Below are 19,137 nucleotides of genomic sequence, written 5' to 3'. Positions count from 1 at the left end.
CATGCCTTCAGGCGACCTTGAGGACCGCTTGCGGTTCCACGGCTTCGTAGCCAAGCGCTTCGGCAACGGCGCGATTGGTGATGCGGCCGGCATGAACGTTGAGGCCGGCGCGCAGATGCTTGTCTTCGGCAATCGCCTTCAGGCCACGATCGGCGAGCCTCAGGCCGTGCTGCAGGGTCGCGTTGTTCAGAGCATGGGCCGATGTGATCGGCACGGCGCCCGGCATGTTGGCCACGCAGTAATGCACGATGCCGTCGACCTCGTAGGTCGGCTCGGAATGGGTCGTCGCGTGGCTCGTCTCGAAGCAACCGCCCTGGTCGATCGCCACATCGACGATGACGGCACCGCGCTTCATGCCTGAAAGCATCTCGCGGGTGACGAGCTTCGGTGCCGCAGCGCCCGGGATCAGAACAGCGCCTATGACCAGGTCGGCGGTGAAAACTTCGTCTTCCAGCGCCTCTATCGTGGAGAAGCGCGTGCGGACGCGGCCGTTGAAGATGTCGTCGAGTTGACGAAGGCGCGGCAGAGAACGATCCAGAATCGTCACCTCGGCACCGAGGCCGACTGCCATCTTCGCCGCATGAAGCCCGACGACACCGCCGCCGATGACAGAAACACGCGCGGGCAGCACGCCAGGAACGCCACCGAGCAGGATGCCGCGGCCGCCATTGGCTTTCTGCAGCGCGGTTGCGCCGGCCTGGATGGCGAGGCGTCCGGCAACTTCCGACATCGGAGCGAGAAGCGGCAGGCCGCCATGGTCGTCGGTAACGGTCTCGTAGGCAACTGCCGTCACACCGGATTCGACGAGCCCCTTGGTCTGCGCGGGATCCGGAGCGAGGTGCAGATAGGTGTAGAGCAACTGGCCTTCGCGCAGCTGCGCCCATTCGGACGGCTGCGGCTCCTTGACCTTCACGACCATGTCCGCGCGCTGGAAGATTTCTGCGGCTGTTGCCACAATCTTGGCGCCGGCCGCCTGATAGGCGCCGTCATCGGCGCCGATGCCGGTGCCCGCGCCGGTTTCGACGATCACTTCATGGCCATGGGCAACATATTCGCGCACGGCGCCCGGCGTCAGGCCGACGCGGTATTCGTGATTCTTGATTTCCTTCGGGCAGCCTACGCGCATCGCGATCCTCCATGGCGGCCCGCGACGGGATGGCGGGCGACGAAACCAGATTTCAACATTGGATGCCTGCAATGTCCTTGCGAAGATGAATTCACAGATCGCGGAATTTCGAATATTCTTGCGTCTCTTGCCGCTTTATTCGGGGATTTCGCCGCCTATGGAGTTCGACGCTATCGATCGTGCGATTTTGAAGCGCCTGCAAGATGAAGGGCGCATCTCGAACGCCAATCTCGCGGAAGCTGTGGGGCTCTCGCCTTCTGCCTGCTCCCGCCGCCTCGATCTGCTTGAAAAGTCCGGCGTTATCCGCGGGTATCACGCGCGACTGTCCGATAAGGCGCTGGGCTACGGCATGACGGCGATCGTTCACATCTCGCTGTCGGGCCAGTTCGCGCGCACGCTCTCCGAATTCGAGAAGGCCGTGAAGCTCTGCCCCAACGTCTTGTCCTGCTACCTGATGTCGGGCGAGTACGATTACGTGCTGCGGGTCGCCGTCAAGGATCTCCAGGATTACGAGCGGCTGCATCGGGACTGGTTGTCGGCCCTGCCCCATGTGGTGCGCATCAACTCCTCGTTTGCGCTGCGCGACGTGATCGACAGACCGAATATCGGCATCGACGCGGAACATTTCTGACCGCCGGTGTTTGAGGCAACAGGGGTTCCGGAAGCGGAGACAGAGGTTTAGTCTCGCTCTCCCCCGCATCGTTCAAACTGCCTGCAAGCCGCCTCACCGAAAGCCGATCATGAAGGAAGACGTTTCCAAGCCTGCGACGTTTGCCGCGCTCGCACCGCTGAGGCATCCGACATTCCGCGCCATCTGGCTTGGCGCCATGGCATCGAATTTCGGCATGCTGATCCAAACGGTGGGCGCCGCCTGGTTGATGACGCAGCTGGCGGCTTCGGCGGACATGGTGGCGCTTGTCCAGGCATCGAACGCGCTGCCCATCGCCTTTCTCGCGCTGATCTCGGGTGCCATCGCCGACAGCTATGATCGGCGCAAGGTCATGCTGCTTGCCCAATGCTTCATGCTGGTCGTCGCGACCGTGCTTGCGATTGCCGCATGGTACGACGCGCTAACGCCATGGACACTGCTCGGCCTGACCTTCCTGATCGGCTCGGGCATGGCGCTCAACAATCCCTCCTGGCAGGCTTCCGTCGGCGACATGGTCGGTCGCGACGATCTTCCGCAAGCCGTCACGCTGAACTCTATGGGCTTCAACCTGTCGCGCAGCGTCGGTCCGGCCATCGGCGGCGCGATCGTTGCTGCGGCAGGCGCCGCCGCCGCCTTCGCCATCAATGCAGCAAGCTATCTCGGACTGATCTTCGTTCTCGTGCGCTGGAAGCCATCGCTCCCGGCGAGCACGCTGCCGCGCGAGAGCCTTGGCAGCGCGATCATGACCGGCCTTCGCTATCTCGTCATGTCGCCGAAGATCGAGATCGTCATGCTGCGCAGTGCCATGTTCGGCATTTCGGCGAGTGCCGTGATGGCGCTGATGCCGCTGATTGCGCGCGATATTCTGCAAGGTGGCCCGCAGCTCTTCGGCCTGCTGCTTGGCTCGTTCGGGCTTGGCGCGGTCGCGGTGGCGCTTTCCAATTCGGCGCTGCGGGCGCGCTTTGCCGGTGAAACGCTGATCCGAACCGGCTTCCTCGGCTTCGCCGCCTGCGCCTTCATCGCCTCGTTCAGCCGCTCCGCGCCGCTGACCATGGCAGCGATGACGCTTGGCGGAGCCTGCTGGGTGCTGACGCTTTCCCTTTTCAACACTACCGTGCAGCTGTCGACGCCACGATGGGTCGTCGGGCGGCTGTTATCACTTTATCAGATGGCCACCTTCACGGGCATGGCGCTCGGTTCGTGGGTCTGGGGCATGGTGACGGAGAGCTATGGCGCTTCGAACGCGCTGCTTGCGGCATCGGTTCTGATGGTGGTTGGCGCCGCGATCGGCCTCATCCTGCCGCTGCCGGCACCACCGCGGCTGAAACTCGATCCGCTGAACCGCTGGAAGGAGCCGCATCTCGCGCTCGACATCAAGCCGCAGAGCGGCCCGATCGTCATCATGGTCGAGTATCGCATTGGCAATGACGACATGCCGGAATTCCTGAAGGCCATGGCGGAACGCCGGCGCCTTAGCTTCCGGAATGGCGCTCGCCACTGGACACTGATGCGCGATCTGGAAGATCCCGAGCTCTGGCAGGAGACCTACCACCTGCCGACATGGACGGAATATCAGCGCTATCATCAGCGCACCACGGAGGCCGATGCCGTGATTGCGGAAGCCATTCGCGCCATGCACAAGGGACCGGGCAAGCCGGTGATCCACCGGATGATCGAGCGCTCAACCGACTGGAGCGCAAACCAGCACGTCACGCCCAAGGACATGCTGGATATTCACTGAGGCCGTGTCTAAGACCGACGGGCGATCAGACCGGGCCGGTATCGCCCGGATCGGCAAAAAGCCGCGGATTCTGCTCGATGATCTGACGACCCTTGCGCTGCGAGACTTCGACGGCTTCTTCTTCCGTCATGCAGAGATCGGCGCGGATGAACTGACGCTCGACACGCTGGCCGTCCACAATCTTCGCGATGATGCCGGCAACGCGCCACTGGCCGCCTTCGCTCATCGGCTTTGCGATGATCTCACAGCCCTGATGTTCGATGGGAGCGGCTGCCACAGGCGTAGGCGCGGCCTTCTCGCCGCCAAGGCCGAACAGCTTGGAAAGAAATGACATTGCCGGTCTCCCATGGTCAGGTGCTCAGGCTTTCTAGCACGCGGCTGCCGCTTGGCCAGCCATTTCAGGCCACCATTCATGCCGATCCGCTTTGCCGTCATCAATGCGTCACAGGCAGATGCTCGATTGCGCGGCGCTGGGGATCAGGCCACATCGACATCGAGAGGAACCGTACCCGTGATCATGCATAAAAGGCCGCTTGCCCTGACCCGACGCCATCTGCTCACCGGCTCCGCCGCTCTCTCTACCCTCATCCTGCTGCACCCGTTCTCGGCACGGGCGCAGGCGAACCAGGCGCATCTCCGGATCATGGGCACCAGTGACCTGCACGTGCATGTCTACCCCTACGACTATTACGCCGACCGCGAGAACGACACGATGGGGCTTGCCCGCACGGCGGCGATCGTCAATTCGATCCGCGCGGAGGCGACGAACGCGATCCTCGTCGACAATGGTGATTTCCTGCAGGGCAACCCGATGGGCGACTACATCGCCTATGAGCGCGGCCTGAACGACGGCGACGTGCATCCCGTCATCAAGGCGATGAACGCGCTCGGCTTCGACGCTTCCACACTCGGCAATCACGAATTCAATTACGGCCTCGACTTTCTCTTCAAGGCGCTCGACGGCGCTGAATTCCCCTTCGTCTGTGCCAATGTCACGCGCGGGGCACTCGCCGGAAATCCGGTGCAGGACGAGCTTTATATCGAACCCTATGTCATTCTGGACAGAGAGCTGACCGACGGCGCGGGGGAAACACACCCGATCCGCATCGGCATTATCGGTTTCGTGCCACCGCAGATCATGACCTGGGACGCCGCCCACCTAACCGGCAACGCGGCCGCGCGCGACATGGTGGAAGCTGCACGCGCCTTTGTGCCGCAGATGCGCGAGGAAGGCTGCGACATCGTCATCGCGCTCGCCCATTCGGGCATCGGCGAAGAAGCCCATAGCGACGGCATGGAGAATGCGGCGATTCCGCTTGCCGCCGTCGACGGCATCGACGCGATTGTCACCGGCCATCTGCACCGCGTTTTCCCGGGCGAAGAGTTCGAAGGGGTGGCGGGCGTCGACAATGCCGAGGGCACGATTGCCGGCAAGCCCGGCGTGATGCCTGGCTTCTGGGGCTCCCATCTCGGGCTGATCGACCTGTTGCTGGAGCGCGACGGCAACAGCTGGCGGGTCGTCACGCACACATCCGAGGCGCGGCCGATCTTCGAGCGGGTGGACTCAACCGTCACGCCGCTGGTCGAGAGCGACGCCGAGGTGCTTGCCTCCGTCGAAGCCGAGCACGAGGCGACCATCGCCTATGTCCGCACGCCCGTGGGGCGCACGGCGGCCCGGCTGCATTCCTATTTCGCGCTGGTCGCCGATGATCCGTCGGTGCAAATCGTCAGCCAGGCGCAAACCTGGTACATCGCCGACATCCTGTCACGCGATCCAGAGTACGCCGATCTGCCGGTGCTCTCCGCAGCCGCACCGTTCAAGGCTGGCGGGCGCGGCGGGCCGGACTATTACACCGACGTGCCGATCGGCGAGATCGCGATCAGGAACGTCGCCGACCTCTATCTCTATCCGAATACAATCCATGCGGTCGCCATCACCGGTGCCGATCTCAAGGAGTGGCTGGAGCGCTCGGCCGGGATCTTCAACCAGATCGAACCGGGCGCGACCGATGCCGCGCTGATCAATCCGGATTTCCCGTCTTACAATTTCGACGTAATCGACGGCGTCACCTACGAGATCGACCTGTCGCAGCCCTCTCGCTACGATTCCGAAGGCGTGCTCGTCGATGAAGGCGCCAGCCGGATCAAGAACCTTGCCTTCGAGGGCGCGCCTGTCGATCCGGCCCAGCGCTTTGCGGTCGCCACGAACAACTACCGCGCCGGCGGCGGGGGCAGCTTTCCGGGCATCACCTCCGACAAGATCATCTTCGTCGGACCGGACACCAACCGCGACATCATCGTCCGCTACATCATCGAACAGGGCGAGATCGATCCTGCCGCCGACGGCAACTGGCGCTTCAGCCCTCTGCCCGACACCACCGTCGTCTTCGACACGGGCCCGGCAGCCGCTGACGTGATCGCCGATGTCGAAGGCGTGGCGATCGAGGAAGCCGGGGCTGGCGAGAACGGCTTCGCGCGGTATCGGATTACATTGTAGCGCTCCCACTCTCCCCCCTTGCGGGGGAGATGTCGGTCCTGAGCCTGTCGAAGGGGCCGACAGAGGGGCTTCTCCTCATGTCGGTGGCATCGTGTGCCCGGACACAGATGCGACTGGCGGTGGCACGCGAGAGCACCAGCAAACGGCACGGCCCCCCTCTGTCCCTTCGGGACATCTCCCCCGCAAGAGGGGAGAGTGGGCCTCATGCCAACTCTCCGGCACCGCACTGTTCGGAGGCACACGCCAATCTTTCCGTCACCCTCGGCCTTGTGCCGAGGGTCTACCGGCGGAGCGTCCATCGTAGATGGTCGGGTCAAGCCCGACCATGACGGCCACCTGGATCGGCGCAAGCCCCATCAAGCGGCCTTCACGATCTCCGCGAGCTTGTTCATGATCACGGCAGCGCCGCCAAGGCGCTTTTCCGGAGTCGGCAGTTCGCGGATGAAGACGACGCTGTGGTCCGGGCGGATCTTCGCCTGGTTGCCGAGCCGCGCGATGTGCTTCACGAGGCCAGCGGGGTTCGGGAACTGCTTGTCCCGGAACTGCACGACGACGCCCTTCGGCCCCGCGTCCAGCTTTTCGACGTTCGCCGTGCGGCAGAGCGCCTTGATGTACACGATTTTCAGGAGGTGCTGCACTTCCGTCGGCATCGGCCCGAAGCGGTCGATGAGTTCCGCGCCGAAATCGTCGATCTCGGAAAGATCGGTAATTTCGCCCAGGCGCCGGTAGAGGCCGAGACGCAGATGCAGGTCCGGCACATAGTCTTCCGGGATCATGACCGGGGTGCCGACGGTGATCTGCGGCGACCAGCCGGTATCGCGGACCTCGTCCTCGCCCTTCAGTTCGGCCACGGCCTCCTCCAGCATCTGCTGGTAGAGCTCGAAACCGACCTCCTTGATGTGGCCCGACTGCTCTTCGCCGAGCAGATTGCCCGCGCCGCGCAGATCGAGGTCGTGGCTGGCGAGCTGGAACCCGGCGCCGAGTTCGTCCAGGGACTGCAGCACCTTGAGGCGCCGCTCGGCCATGGGCGCGATGAGGCGGTTCGCCGGCAGCGTGAAGAGCGCGAAGGCACGCACCTTCGACCGGCCGACGCGGCCGCGCAGCTGGTAGAGCTGGGCAAGGCCGAACATGTCGGCGCGGTGCACGATCAGGGTATTGGCGCGCGGTACGTCGAGGCCGGATTCGACGATCGTCGTCGACAGGAGCACATCGTAGTGGCCGTCATAGAAGGCATTCATGATGTCGTCGAGTTGGCCTGGCGGCATCTGGCCGTGCGCGGTCGCGACCTTCAGCTCCGGCACTTCCGACTGCAGGAAGGCCGACACATCCTCCAGATCGGCGATGCGCGGGCAGACATAGAAGCTCTGGCCACCACGATAGTGCTCGCGCAGCAGCGTCTCACGGATCGTCAGCGCATCGAAGGGCGAGATGAAGGTGCGGACCGCCAGGCGGTCGACCGGCGGCGTCGTGATCAGCGACAGTTCGCGCACACCGGTCATGGCCAGTTGCAACGTGCGCGGAATGGGCGTCGCCGACAAGGTCAGCACGTGGATGTCCGACTTCAGCTCCTTCAGCCGTTCCTTGTGCTTGACGCCGAAATGCTGCTCCTCGTCGATGATGAGCAGGCCGAGATTGGCGAATTTGATCGACGAGCCAAGCAATGCGTGCGTGCCGATAACGATGTCGCACTTGCCGCTGGCGAGCTCGCCCTTGGTGAGCGCGAGCTCCTTTGCGCCGACGAGGCGGGACGCCTGGGCGACGCGGATGGGCAGGCCACGGAAGCGCTCGGCAAAGGTCTTGTAGTGCTGGCGCGCAAGCAGCGTCGTCGGCACGACCAGCGCCACCTGGACGCCGTTCATCGCCGCAACGAAGGCGGCGCGAAGGGCGACTTCCGTCTTGCCGAAGCCGACATCGCCGCAGACGAGACGATCCATCGGCTGGCCTTCGCCAAGATCGCTGCGCACTGCCTCGATGGCGTTCAACTGGTCTTCCGTCTCGTCGTAGGGGAAACGGGTCGCGAATTCGTCGTAAAGGCCTTCCGGCGTCGTCAGGACCGGGGCTGAGCGCATGCGGCGTTCGGCTGCAATGCGGATCAGGCCGCCTGCCATATCGAGCAGGCGCTTCTTCAGCTTGGCCTTGCGCGCCTGCCAGGCAACGCCGCCAAGCTTGTCGAGCGTGACCTCGGTGCCCTCGGACCCGTAGCGCGACAGGAGTTCGATGTTTTCGACCGGCAAGTAAAGCTTGTCGTCGCCGGCATAGTGCAGTTCGAGGCAGTCATGGGGCGCGCCCATGGCCTCGATGATCTTGAGGCCGACAAAGCGGCCGATGCCGTGCTCGGCATGGACGACAATCGAGCCTTCTTCAAGCCCCGCCACTTCCGAGATGTAGTCCGAGCCGCGCTTCTTGCGACGCGCGCGGCGAACAAGCCGGTCGCCCAGAATGTCCTGCTCGCCGATAACGACGAGATCGCCCGTCTCGAAACCCTGCTCCAGAGGCAGGATTGCAGCCGCAGCCTCGCCCTTGGCGAGCTTCAGAATATCGTCGAGCTTCTCGATCCGTTTGATGCGGGCAAGGCCGTGCTCGCTCAGCACCTGCAACAGACGATCGAGCGAACCTTCCGACCAGCCGGTCACGAGCACGCGCTTGCCGTCTGCCCGCTTGTCGGCAATGTGACGCGAGGCGGTGGCGAAGAGGTTCTCGCGTTCGTCGTCGGCACTGCCGGCCTGGCGTGCCTCCTCGACCTTGCGTGCCCAGCGCGGACCAGGCTTGGCCTGAAGGGTCACCACGCGGCGATCGGATGTTTCCGGTTCGTCGAAGGGCGTCATGCGGATGCCATGCAGCGCATCGATGCGCGCCATGACTTCCGATGCGTCGAGATAGAGGCTTTCAGGGGCCACAGGCTTATAGGGCGTGCCCTGCCCCTTGCCCGACTGCTCGCCGGCGTGGCGCCGTGCCTCGTAATGGTCCTTGATCTGGGCCGAGCGTTCGGCTGCCGCCTCGGCCACAAGATGATCGGTGATGAAGGAAAAGCCCTTCAGATAATCGAAGGCCGTATCGAGCTTGTCGTAGAAGAGCGGGAGCCAATGCTCCATGCCCGCATAGCGGCGGCCCTCGCTGATCGCCTGATAGAGCGCGTCGTCGCGCGTTGCGGCACCGAAGAGCGCCAGATAATTCGTGCGGAAGCGGCTGATCGTTTCCGGCGTCAGCGTCACCTCGCTCATCGGGTTCAGGTCGAGCGTCTTCGCCTGCCCGGTCGTGCGCTGCGTCGCCGGGTCGAAGCTTCGCACGCTTTCGAGCGTATTGCCGAAGAAATCGAGGCGAAGCGGCTCCTGTGCGCCCGGGACATAGACGTCGAGAATGCCGCCGCGTACGGCAAATTCGCCGACTTCGCGCACGGTTGAGACACGCTCGAAGCCGTTTGCGGCAAGCCGGGTGATGATCGCGTCCATTCCAACCTGGCTGCCGGCCTTCGCCGTGAAGCCGAGCCCGTCGATGACGGAGACCGGCGGTGCCTTCAAGAGCATCGCGTTAACGGACACGAGCGCGATCGCCGGATGCGGCTTTGCCTGATAGCCGATGAGGGATGTCAGCGCGGAAATCCGGCGCGCGGCAGCTTCCGTGCTCGGCGACACGCGGTCGTAAGGCAGGCAGTCCCAGGCTGATAATTGCAGCACCGGGATCTCAGGCGCGACAAAGGCAAGCGCCTGCGCGATATCGCCCATGCGCTGCCCGTCTGAAACCACATAGGCGACCGCCTGCCCTGCCCGCGCCATTTCGGCGATGACGAGCGGTTCGGCGCCAGCCGGCACATGGGCCAGCGTGACGGGCGTGCGGTTCTTCGTCAGGAGATCGAGCGACAGGCCTTCGATCATCGTCAGGTCCTGTTCGTGCCGAATATGTCGGGGTCGAATGCGCGGATGCGGGTGAAGAGCGGCGTGTCGTAATTGGCCGGGATCGGGGTTTCCCCCGTCACCCATTTGACCAGCTCTCGGTCGTCGAGCGCCAGAATGCCCTCGAATTCCGCGATCTCGGCTTCGCTCATGGTCGCGATTTCGCGATCGCAGAATGATCCGAGCATCAGGTCCATCTCGCGAATGCCGCGGTGCCAGGCGCGAAAGAGAATTCGCCTGCGGCGCGGATCAAGGTCGGCGCTCGTCACTGTCGTACCGGTCATATGAGAAAGCTTCCTGTTGATCGCGCCTCTATAGCCAAGCCTGCATCGCTTGTCAGCCTTGCTCGCGCGCCTGCGGAGGGGCATCAGTATGCGGCCATGCGTCCCAGCGAACTCGACCCCTTCTTTGTTCCCGTTGCCAGCCGACCCGGTATCGGGCCGAAGCTCGCAGACCTGATTGCGCGCCTGACCGGCCGTGACGGGGCGGAGGAGACGCGTGTCGTCGATCTCATGTTTCTCGCGCCGCACTCGATCATCGACCGCAGCCAGCAGCCGGGCATCGCGTCCGCGCCCGAAGGACTGATCGTGACGCTCAAGGTGACGATCGACCGTCACCAGCCCGGCCCGCGCGGCAAGCCGAACATGCCGTATCGCGTCTTTGCCTCCGACGACACGGGCGAGATCGCGCTGACCTTCTTTCGCGCGAAAACCGACTGGCTGAAACATGCGCTGCCGATCGGCGAGACCGTGCTGGTTTCGGGCAAGGTCGACTGGTTCAACGGGCGGCCATCCATGGTTCACCCGGATCACATGGTGCGGGAGGCGGATGCGGCCTCGATGCCGTTCGTCGAGCCGGTCTATCCGTTGACGGCCGGTCTTTCGCCGAAGGTGCTGCGCCGTGCGATAGATGGGGCCCTCGAGACGCTTCCGGTACTCAACGAATGGATCGATCCCGGCATCGTCACGCCTCACGGCTTTCCGGCTTTCCATGAAGCGCTGCGGGACCTGCATACACCCCAGTCGGCCGCCGATCTCGAACCGCGCAACAGTTTCCGCAGCCGGCTTGCCTATGACGAATTGTTGGCCGGACAATTGTCGCTTGCCATGGTGCGGCAGCGCATCCGCAAGCTTTCGGGCCGTCCCGTCATCGGCACGGGCTGGCTTAGCCAAAAGGTCAGCACCAACTTACCGTTCAAACTGACCGGCGGACAGCTCAAAGCCGTCGACGACATCCTCGCCGACATGCAGGCCGACGAGCGCATGCTGCGGCTGCTGCAGGGTGACGTGGGCTCCGGCAAGACGGTCGTCGCGCTGATGGCGATGCTGGCGGCGGTGGAAGCCGGTGGCCAGGCGGTGCTCATGGCACCGACGGAAATCCTTTCCCGGCAGCATCTGGCAACCATCGAGAAGCTGACGGCCGGGCTCGGGATCGGCGTCGACATCCTCACGGGCCGCGCCGGCAGCCGCGAGCGGGCCGCCGTGCTCGGGCGGATCGAAAGCGGTGACGCGCAGATCGTCGTCGGTACCCATGCGCTTTTCCAAGACACGGTGACGTTCAAAGATCTGATGCTGGCAGTCGTCGACGAGCAGCATCGCTTCGGTGTACACCAGCGCCTGCGGCTGACGGCCAAGGGCGCGGCACCCCACATGCTCGTGATGACGGCGACACCGATTCCGCGCACGCTCGTGCTCGCCGCCTTCGGCGATATGGACGTGTCGCGCCTCACCGAAAAACCCGCCGGCCGCAAGCCGATCCAGACCGTCACTGTGCCGGACGAGCGGATCGGCGAGATGGTAGACCGGCTGAGCGCGGCGGTGGCGGAAGGCAAGAAAGCCTACTGGATCTGCCCGCTCGTGGAAGAGTCGGAGGTGTCCGACCTCATGTCGGCGGATGAGCGGCACAAGCTGTTGGCGTCCGTCCTCGGGCCAAAGGTCGGGCTCGTGCACGGCCGCATGAGCGGGCCGGAAAAGGACGCCGCGATGATGGCGTTCAAGAACGGCGAGACCCGGCTCCTCGTGGCGACCACCGTCATCGAGGTCGGCGTCGACGTGCCGGACGCGACCATCATCGTCATCGAACATGCCGAACGCTTCGGGCTTGCCCAGTTGCACCAGTTGCGTGGGCGCGTCGGCCGGGGCGACGAGGCATCGTCATGCATCCTCCTCTATAAATCGCCGCTCTCCGAGACCGGCCGGGCGCGCCTCGGCGTGATGCGCGACACCGAGGACGGGTTCGTCATTGCCGAGGAAGATCTGAAGCTGCGCGGTGAAGGCGAGCTTCTCGGCACGCGGCAATCGGGCACGCCGGGCTTCCGTTTCGCGAGCCTGGAGACACATGGGGATCTGCTCGAAACGGCCCGCAACGATGCGCGATACATCCTGGAGACCGATCCCGAGCTTGCCAGCCCGCGGGGACAGGCACTGCGTGCCCTGCTCTACCTCTTCCGCCGTGACGAGGCGATCCGGCTTCTGCGCGCCGGATGATCAGGCAGCCGGCCGTGGCTCGTCCTTGCGGTGCGCCTCGGCCAGTGCCTTCAGCTTCGGCTGATAATCCGGCGCGACGAGGCCTGCGGAGATGATCATCTTGGCCGCCTCCTCCACCGTCATGTCCAGAATGATGACGTCCTTTCGCTCGACGAAGAGCAGGTAGCCGGAGGTTGGGTTCGGCGTCGTCGGCAGGAACACCGACACGGTGTCCTCACCGCGCTCTTCCAGCCTGTGACCGATCTCGCCCTTCGTGTCGGTCGCCAGGAAAACGATCGACCAGAGACCGGTGCGCGGATACTCGATCAGGCCCGCCTGCTTGAAGGAATTTGATTGCTCGGCCAGCACGGTCTGGAAGATCTGCTTCAGGCCCTTGTAGATGCTGCGCACGATCGGCATGCGATCGAGCAGGCTTTCGCCGACATCGATCAGCGTGCGCCCGATGATGTTGGCGGTGAGGAAGCCGACGATCGTGATGAAGATCAGCGCCGCAACGAGCCCGAAGCCCGGCACCGAAAACGGCAAATACGTATCGGGATTATAGACCCGCGGCACATAGGGCTTCACCCAGCCATCGACCCACATGATGAACGACCATGTGAGATAGGCGGTAATGGCCAGCGGCGCACAGATGATCAGGCCCGTCAGGAAGTAGTTCCTGATGCGCATGGTTGGCGGCAGGCGTTTTGGTTTTTCGGCCATGGTCGAAGCTGTCCGTCTAGCGACGCGGACTATGGCCTATGCGTGGGCGATGCGGCAAGCATGTGACAGAGCGCACGCGATGCGCGCGATTTCACCGTCAGCCGATCGTGCCGAGGACCGGGAATGTCTCCAGCAGCCAAAACGCAAAGCGCGCCATGCCGCCGGTCAGGAACATGATGCCGGTGAAGACAAGCAGCGCGCCCATGATCTTCTCCACGGCGCCGAGGTGACGCCGAAAGCGCGTGAGGAACCGCATGAAATGGCCGGAGAAGGCGGCTGCGATCCAGAACGGAATGGCAAGCCCCAGCGAATAGGCCGAAAGCAGGAGCGCGCCGTCGCCCACGGTCTGGCGCGAAGCCGCAACACCAAGGATCGCGCCGAGAACCGGCCCGATGCAGGGCGTCCAGCCGAACGCGAAGGCGAGACCCATCACATAGGCGCCGGTGAGCGTCGCCGGCTTTCCCGCACCCTGGAAACGCATTTCCCGGTTGAGAATACCGATCCGGAACGCGCCGAGGAAATGCAGGCCCATGGCGATGATGACGATGCCGCCGACCTGCGACAAGAGCATGATGTTGGAGCGCAGGAGCGCCCCGATCTGCGATGCGCCAGCGCCGAGTGCAACGAAGACGGTCGCGAAACCAAGCGTGAAGATGACCGCTGCCGGCAACACGGCACGCCGCGTGCGCGTCGCCACCACCGCACCGCCGGCGCCTGCCGGCTCCGCGCGGAAATCCTCGACGCTCACGCCGGCCATGTAACAGAGATAGGGCGGCACCAACGGCAGTACGCAGGGCGACAGAAACGAGATCGCGCCCGCCAAGATGGCCGTGAAGATGGAGATATCGGCTATGGTCACGCTATTTTCGGGTCCGCCGGCTCTTCGAATGCCCTGCCTTACCGGATTGCGCCCTCGAAAGGCCAGTCACCTTTTCGCGCATAGCGACGATGTGTCCGACCGTGGCTGTCAAACACCGTCTGCCGAAGAGAATGGCGTGCAATCGACCTGCACGTCGGCGGACCTTCATGAGCCGCACGATACCAGCTTGGTTTCTGAAAGAATGGCATAGCCTTCGGGGTGCCGGCGATTTGACGGCATGCGCAGAACGCCCAATGGCGACCCCTGCAGGATTCGAACCTGCGACCATCGGCTTAGAAGGCCGGTGCTCTATCCAGCTGAGCTAAGGGGCCGTGCGGGCGCTGACGGTGGCGTCAGTGCGTCCAGGGCATCTTTCGGTCATAGCGGAAATTGTCGGAATAGGCGACCCGGCTCCGCTTCGGCTCTTTCGGCTCGATGACGCGATAGGGAATGCCGTTGCGTTCGGCGTAGTCGATGGCGGCCTCGCGGGTATCGAAGCTCAGATTGATCTGCTGCTTCATGTCGCGCGAAGAGGTGTAGCCCATCATCGGGTCGATCGAGCGGGGAATTTCGGGCTCATAGCGAAGCACCCAATCCTGGGTCTTGGCCTTGCCGGATTGCATTGCCGTCTTTGCGGGGCGGTAGATCCTGGCCGTCATGATGCCTCAGCGTCTCCCCTTACCTGCTCGTCGCGGGAAAGTTTGATTGGTCGGAGCGGCAGGATTCGAACCTGCGACCCTCTGGTCCCAAACCAGATGCGCTACCAGGCTGCGCTACGCTCCGCCGACGCGAGACCCCTACCTTTGCGGCGGATGGCGCGCAAGGAGAAAATCTGCCGATGCTTGGAAATCGCGCCGGTAGCGCCATGGCGTATCCACATTCGACGACGGCGGTCCATGCAATTGCAACGAAATTTTAGGGCTCGCCCGCCTATCAATGCGATCTGGCTGATTGGGAGAGGTGCGTTCATGGGAATCAATTGCACGGGCTGTCGCGACGGAAGCGACCTCGATGTCGCTTTCTCCATGGCGTTTCAGCCCATCATAGACATTTCATCGGGTGACGTGTTTGCGCATGAAGCGCTGGTCCGGGGTCTTTCCGGCGAAGGTGCCGGTCATGTGCTCGGCCAGATCAAGGACCACAACCGCTACGCCTTCGATCAGCAGTGCCGCGTGAAAGCGATCGAACTCGCGGCCACGCTGTTCGATCGGCAGGCGCCGACGAAGCTTTCGATCAATTTCATGCCGAATGCCGTCTATGAACCCCGCGCCTGCATTCGCGTGACGCTGGCCACCGCAATAAAGACAGGCTTTCCGCTGGATCGGATCATCTTCGAGTTCACGGAGGACGAGCGGCTCGATACCGCGCATGTGCTGCATATCCTGCGCACCTATCGCGACATGGGCTTCAAGACGGCCATCGACGATTTCGGCGCCGGTCACGCGGGCCTGGCACTTCTCTCCCAATTCCAGCCCGACATCGTGAAGCTCGACATGGAGCTGATCCGGGATATCGACACCAATCCCGTCAAGCGCACGATCGTTCGCCATACGCTGGCGATGCTGGACGATCTCGGTGTCGTGCCGCTGTGCGAAGGTGTGGAGACGATTGGAGAGCTGAAGGTGCTGCGCGACCTTGGCGTGCGGCTGGTGCAAGGCTATGTGCTGGCGCGGCCGACCTTCGAGAGCCTGGCTGCAACCGCTGAGCTCGACGGATTGTTCGCGACCGCCGCCTGACGCGAGCCCGCCGTCTGAACAGCGGGCACCTGGCGGCACGTCCCTCTCGACAAGCGCTATTGCGCGCCGGCCGCTTCAGCGACGATCGGGTGGGAGACGCGATCGCCTTCGGCCAGTCCCATTTCCTCGGCCTTGCCGGCATTCAGCTCCAGCACGAAGAGAACCGGCTCGGGCGAAGCGATGACGGCTTCCGACAGTGGAACGGCATCTGCGTGATGGCCGGCGACCGTTCCGTCCCCGCGGATGAAGATCATGTCCAGCGGGATCAGCGTGTTGCGCATCCACATGGTGATCTGGCGCGGCTCCTCGAAGCGGAAGAGCATGCCGTGATCGTCATCCATCTGTTCGCGGAACATCAGGCCCGAGGCACGATCGCGCCCGTTGAGGGCCAGTTCCACGGAATAATCGAAGCTGCCTTCGGAGGTCTCGATGACCAGACGCTCCTCATGGACCGGCAGCAGCGAGGGCTCACCCTGCTGGTCCTGGGCTTGAAGCGGTGCTGCGATAAAAAGAAAAAGCGCCGATGCGGCGCTCGCAACCAGATGGCGGCGGGAAAAGATCATCTGCACTCCGATTGATCAGTGCGATTGCGGGAACGGACTGTCGTTGTCGGGGTGAATTTCGGCAGCCATAAGGCCTTTGCTTCCCGGACCGAAGCGAACCAGCACGACCTGACCGGGACGCAGTTCGGCCAGACCGAAGCGACGCAGCGTTTCCATGTGCACGAAAATGTCCTCGGTCCCCTCGCCGCGCGAGACGAATCCGAATCCCTTGGTGCGGTTGAACCATTTGACGATGGCGCGCTCGAGCCCGCTCGTCGGCGTCACCTGAACCTTGGTGCGTGCCGGCGGCAGCTGCGAGGGATGCGGCAGGTTAGACTGATCCATCGAAAGTACGCGGAAGGCCTGGTAGCCCCGATCCCGCTTCTGGATCTCACACACGACGCGCGTGCCTTCCATGACGGTCTGGTAGCCATCGCGGCGCAGACAGGTGACATGTAGAAGAACGTCTTCCATCCCGTTGTCAGGCACGATGAAGCCGAAACCTTTGGCAACATCGAACCATTTGATGGTGCCGGAAATCTCCATCAGGTCGACGGGATCGCTAAGGACCGCGTCGTCGAGCCGAAATTCCTTATGCGAGGAGCTGTCCCCCATCCCCTACCGCCTTTGTCATGCGAGCCAAGTAATCTTGATTCTCGTCTGTCAGAATAGCATCGCAAAGGGCGTTCTGCGCAAGTGTTACTTTTCCATGAATACAGGACCAATCATACGAGGCGGCATTGTGTGCGCCACGCTTGCGCCTACCTACGGGCTGACCGAACCAAAATGAAAGGACACCCCGATGCGTTATCTCCACACGATGGTGCGCGTGCGCGATCTGGACGCCTCACTCGACTTTTACTGCAACAAGCTGGGCCTTGTGGAAATCCGGCGCATGGAAAACGAACAGGGTCGTTTCACCCTGGTCTTCCTGGCGGCTCCCGAGGACAAGGCGCGGGCCGAGAGCGAGCGCGCACCGATGGTAGAGCTCACCTACAACTGGGACCCGGAAGATTATACCGGCGGGCGCAATTTCGGTCATCTCGCCTACGTGGTCGACGACATCTACGCTCTTTGCAGCAAGCTGCAGAACGCGGGCATCACGATCAACCGCCCGCCCCGCGACGGGCACATGGCCTTCGTGCGCTCGCCGGATGGCATTTCGATCGAATTGCTACAGAAAGGCGATGCCTTGCCGCGCCAAGAGCCATGGGCTTCGATGGAGAATACCGGCAGCTGGTAATCGCATCGAACATCGACACAATATCGTTTCCACCGTCTCGCTCTCCCATGTCCAACGCACGGATTTTCATCGGCCGAAAGGTCATGTGATTCGGTTTGGACCCTGAAATCTCAGGGGGCATGGACAATATCGGCCGAGTTGCTTAAAACGCTCGCCATATATTGAGAGCGGGACGAGCGGGGACGGGGTATTGCAGGTCGAAAGACGCAGCCGGACAGCCCATATTCTGAAGCGACTGGCGGGGGCCACCGCCCTTCTCGGATTGCTGTCGGCATGCGCAGTCTCCGACGATGGTCAGCTCGGTTTCAACGGCGATCCATCCATCACCACTTCGGCGATCAGCCGACCTTCGAGCAGCGTTGGTGCGTCTGGCGCCAATGCGCCGGTGAGCAACGCGGCTGCGACGGTAGCGGGTGATGCCGCCTCTGCCGATACCGCCACAGCGGATGCCGAAGCCGAAGCAGCCGTAGAGACTGCTGCGACGCAGACCGTTCCGGTTCCAGAAGCCGAGACTGTCGCATCCGAAGCCGTCGCACCACAGCCACAAGCCGAGACCGAGCAGGCCGTCGCTGCCGCGGCGCCGGGAGAGGTTGCGAATCCGACTGCGCGGGCCGCCATCGCCGGTGAGCCGCAGCAGGTGGCCTCGGCCGAGCAGGCTTCGACATCCGCGCCCGTCAACGCTTTGTCGGAAGAGACGGACCGGGGCCCTTCCCCGTTCGCCCGTCTCTTTTCGCGCAATGGCGGTGATGATGCCGAACCGCGCCCGGTCATTCAGCAGTCGAATGATCGCGCACCGCAGCCGATCATCGATCTTGGCGCTGCCGAAGACGAGACGGTGGAGACGGAAGACGAGTTTGCCGAAGAAGCACCACCCGCGCAGATCACCACGGCTTCCATCGAATCGAGCCCGCCACGCGCCCGCCTGAGTGTCGCCAACACCGATGGACCGGTGCTGCCAGGCGTCCGCGAAGTCGGATCGCTCTACCAGCTCCAGCACCGCGACGGTTTCGATTACAATTCCTATTCCGACGACAACGGCACGGTTCGGCTTGCCTCTGCAGCCGGCATCGCCGGACTTGCCGGCGGCCGGTTGCGGACGCAACACGAGCGCGTCGACGTCGCCTGCCTCAAGCCTCAACTGGTTCAGACCCTGAAGCGTATCGAAGCCCATTTCGGCCGGCCTGTTCTCGTCACCTCCGGTTTCCGCGATCGTGCCTATAATCGCAAGGTCGGCGGCGCGATGGAATCGCGGCACATGTATTGCGAAGCGGCCGACATTCAGGTGCCGGGCGTGAGCAAGTGGGACATCGCGGAGTTCGCCCGCAGCCTGCCCGGCCGCGGCGGTGTTGGCACCTACTGCCATACCGATTCCGTGCATGTGGATATCGGCTCGAAGCGCGACTGGAACTGGCGCTGCCGCCGTCGCAGCTGATGCATGCAAGCCCTTGTTTGGGCTTGACAAAACACCGACTCAAAAAACCACATTCTTCTGTCATTTTTTTTCGAAATCGGTCGGTTTGGCGCTTGCGGGAACCAGATCACCTGACTATAAGACGCCCATCGCCTCGCGGCGACCACGGCATGCGCCCTTCGTCTATCGGTTAGGACGCCAGATTTTCATTCTGGAAAGAGGGGTTCGACTCCCCTAGGGCGTGCCACCCCTCTC

Annotated in this window: 16 protein-coding genes and 3 tRNA genes; 8 read left to right on the top strand and 11 right to left on the bottom strand. The window is 63.3% G+C overall.

Annotated elements, in window-relative coordinates; all coding sequences use genetic code 11:
* Positions 1-7 precede the first annotated feature (7 nt).
* Positions 8-1,126 (bottom strand): alanine dehydrogenase, encoded by a 1,119-nt coding sequence (gene ald / locus QQL76_RS13840; RefSeq protein WP_499208122.1) that lies wholly within the window; start codon positions 1,124-1,126, stop codon positions 8-10.
* A gap of 157 nt (positions 1,127-1,283) precedes the next feature.
* On the opposite strand from ald, the gene QQL76_RS13835 reads away from it, so the two are divergent.
* Both QQL76_RS13835 and QQL76_RS13830 read left to right on the top strand, forming a co-directional pair.
* Entirely contained in the window at positions 1,284-1,757 is a 474-nt protein-coding gene (locus QQL76_RS13835) for an Lrp/AsnC family transcriptional regulator (RefSeq protein WP_499208121.1), read from the top strand.
* Between the two features lie 109 nt (positions 1,758-1,866).
* Positions 1,867-3,516, top strand: a complete 1,650-nt coding sequence (locus QQL76_RS13830) for an MFS transporter (RefSeq protein WP_499208120.1) — start codon at positions 1,867-1,869, stop codon at positions 3,514-3,516.
* Between the two features lie 25 nt (positions 3,517-3,541).
* On the opposite strand, the gene QQL76_RS13825 is transcribed toward QQL76_RS13830, so the two are convergent.
* Entirely contained in the window at positions 3,542-3,850 is a 309-nt protein-coding gene (locus QQL76_RS13825; RefSeq protein ID WP_499208119.1) for an HlyU family transcriptional regulator, read from the bottom strand.
* Between the two features lie 183 nt (positions 3,851-4,033).
* Here QQL76_RS13825 and QQL76_RS13820 point away from each other — a divergent pair, with 183 nt between their 5' ends.
* Positions 4,034-6,013: a bifunctional 2',3'-cyclic-nucleotide 2'-phosphodiesterase/3'-nucleotidase gene (locus QQL76_RS13820; RefSeq protein ID WP_499208381.1), complete on the top strand. Its 1,980-nt coding sequence runs from the start codon at positions 4,034-4,036 to the stop codon at positions 6,011-6,013.
* Positions 6,014-6,369: 356 nt separating this feature from the next.
* Here QQL76_RS13820 and mfd read toward each other — a convergent pair whose 3' ends face one another.
* Entirely contained in the window at positions 6,370-9,885 is a 3,516-nt protein-coding gene (gene mfd / locus QQL76_RS13815; RefSeq protein ID WP_499208118.1) for a transcription-repair coupling factor, read from the bottom strand.
* A 2-nt stretch (positions 9,886-9,887) separates the two neighbouring features.
* Positions 9,888-10,187: an FAD assembly factor SdhE gene (locus QQL76_RS13810; RefSeq protein ID WP_499208117.1), complete on the bottom strand. Its 300-nt coding sequence runs from the start codon at positions 10,185-10,187 to the stop codon at positions 9,888-9,890.
* Positions 10,188-10,283: 96 nt separating this feature from the next.
* Here QQL76_RS13810 and recG point away from each other — a divergent pair, with 96 nt between their 5' ends.
* The gene (gene recG / locus QQL76_RS13805; protein WP_499208116.1) at positions 10,284-12,389 is read left to right on the top strand and encodes an ATP-dependent DNA helicase RecG; all 2,106 of its coding nucleotides are present in this window, start codon (positions 10,284-10,286) and stop codon (positions 12,387-12,389) included.
* Here recG and QQL76_RS13800 read toward each other — a convergent pair whose 3' ends face one another.
* The 5 genes from QQL76_RS13800 to QQL76_RS13780 form a co-directional block, all read right to left on the bottom strand.
* Complete coding sequence (locus QQL76_RS13800) at positions 12,390-13,091, bottom strand: DUF502 domain-containing protein (protein WP_126010554.1); 702 nt, start codon at positions 13,089-13,091, stop codon at positions 12,390-12,392.
* Positions 13,092-13,188: 97 nt separating this feature from the next.
* Positions 13,189-13,950, bottom strand: coding sequence for a cytochrome c biogenesis CcdA family protein (locus QQL76_RS13795; RefSeq protein WP_499208115.1), 762 nt, complete (start codon positions 13,948-13,950; stop codon positions 13,189-13,191).
* Positions 13,951-14,205: 255 nt separating this feature from the next.
* Positions 14,206-14,282: transfer RNA gene (locus QQL76_RS13790), tRNA-Arg, on the bottom strand.
* A gap of 21 nt (positions 14,283-14,303) precedes the next feature.
* On the bottom strand, positions 14,304-14,609 hold the full coding sequence (locus QQL76_RS13785; RefSeq protein ID WP_151985664.1) for an ETC complex I subunit: 306 nt from the start codon (positions 14,607-14,609) through the stop codon (positions 14,304-14,306).
* 47 nt (positions 14,610-14,656) lie between these two features.
* Positions 14,657-14,733: transfer RNA gene (locus QQL76_RS13780), tRNA-Pro, on the bottom strand.
* 185 nt (positions 14,734-14,918) lie between these two features.
* Here QQL76_RS13780 and QQL76_RS13775 point away from each other — a divergent pair.
* Positions 14,919-15,686: an EAL domain-containing protein gene (locus tag QQL76_RS13775; protein WP_499208114.1), complete on the top strand. Its 768-nt coding sequence runs from the start codon at positions 14,919-14,921 to the stop codon at positions 15,684-15,686.
* A 56-nt stretch (positions 15,687-15,742) separates the two neighbouring features.
* On the opposite strand, the gene QQL76_RS13770 is transcribed toward QQL76_RS13775, so the two are convergent.
* Complete coding sequence (locus tag QQL76_RS13770; RefSeq protein WP_499208113.1) at positions 15,743-16,249, bottom strand: DUF192 domain-containing protein; 507 nt, start codon at positions 16,247-16,249, stop codon at positions 15,743-15,745.
* A 15-nt stretch (positions 16,250-16,264) separates the two neighbouring features.
* Complete coding sequence (locus tag QQL76_RS13765) at positions 16,265-16,843, bottom strand: cold-shock protein (protein ID WP_499208112.1); 579 nt, start codon at positions 16,841-16,843, stop codon at positions 16,265-16,267.
* Positions 16,844-17,030: 187 nt separating this feature from the next.
* Between QQL76_RS13765 and QQL76_RS13760 the strand changes: the two genes are divergently transcribed.
* From QQL76_RS13760 to QQL76_RS13750, 3 genes are all read left to right on the top strand, one after another.
* Positions 17,031-17,471, top strand: coding sequence for a VOC family protein (locus QQL76_RS13760; protein ID WP_499208111.1), 441 nt, complete (start codon positions 17,031-17,033; stop codon positions 17,469-17,471).
* 190 nt (positions 17,472-17,661) lie between these two features.
* Positions 17,662-18,903: a YcbK family protein gene (locus QQL76_RS13755; RefSeq protein ID WP_499208110.1), complete on the top strand. Its 1,242-nt coding sequence runs from the start codon at positions 17,662-17,664 to the stop codon at positions 18,901-18,903.
* A 151-nt stretch (positions 18,904-19,054) separates the two neighbouring features.
* A tRNA-Glu gene (locus QQL76_RS13750) sits at positions 19,055-19,129 on the top strand.
* Positions 19,130-19,137 lie beyond the last annotated feature (8 nt).

It is taken from the genome of Rhizobium albus (assembly GCA_030160035.1).
Classification (GTDB): domain Bacteria; phylum Pseudomonadota; class Alphaproteobacteria; order Rhizobiales; family Rhizobiaceae; genus Georhizobium; species Georhizobium albus.
This window is presented reverse-complemented; position numbering and strand designations above follow the sequence as displayed.